A 617-nucleotide genomic window follows, 5' to 3' on the forward strand; every position below is an offset into this window, starting at 1 on the left:
GGCTGCTGTACGAACTGCGGGTCGACGGCTCGGTGGTGTCGCCCATCTGGCCGCCGACCGGGATCGCCGTCGCGTCCCTGCTGCTCCTCGGACCGCGCGTCTGGCCGGGCATCACCCTGGGCGCGATGCTGGTGATCGTCCACCTCACCTCGCTGAGCCCGGTCTCGCTGGGCCTGCTGTTCGGCAGCACCGCGGCGCCGCTGTGCGCGTACCTGCTGCTGCGCTGGGACGGGTTCCGTACCGACCTCGGCCGATTACGGGACTGCCTCAGCCTGGTGTTCCTCGGCGGCATCGCCGCGATGCTGGTCAGCTCCACGATCGGGGCGGTGCTGCTGGTCGTCTCGGGCGACCTGCCGGCCGGGCGCTTCTGGTCGGTGTGGCTGCCCTGGTGGGTGGGCGACGCGATGGGGGTGCTGCTGATCGCCCCGGTGCTGCTGCTCCTGCCCCGGGTGCGCTCCCCCGTGCACTGGTCGCGCTGGAAGGAGGCGGTGGCGCTGGCCGCCGTCACGGGCGTCCTGATGCCGATCGTCACACACAGCCCCGCCAGTCTGCTGTTCTCCGTCTACCCGCTGCTGATCTGGGCGGCCCTGCGGTTCGAGCTGCCCGGCAGCATGCTG

At 72.0% G+C, this 617-nt stretch carries 1 protein-coding gene; it reads left to right on the forward strand.

Features of this window, described 5'->3' with window-relative positions:
* A partial coding sequence (locus LPA54_RS35040) for an MASE1 domain-containing protein (RefSeq protein ID WP_228984643.1) occupies positions 1–617 on the forward strand: 617 nt, incomplete at both ends.

Origin of the sequence: Streptomyces sp. DH12 (genome assembly GCF_020873895.1) — a bacterium.
GTDB lineage: Bacteria > Actinomycetota > Actinomycetes > Streptomycetales > Streptomycetaceae > Streptomyces.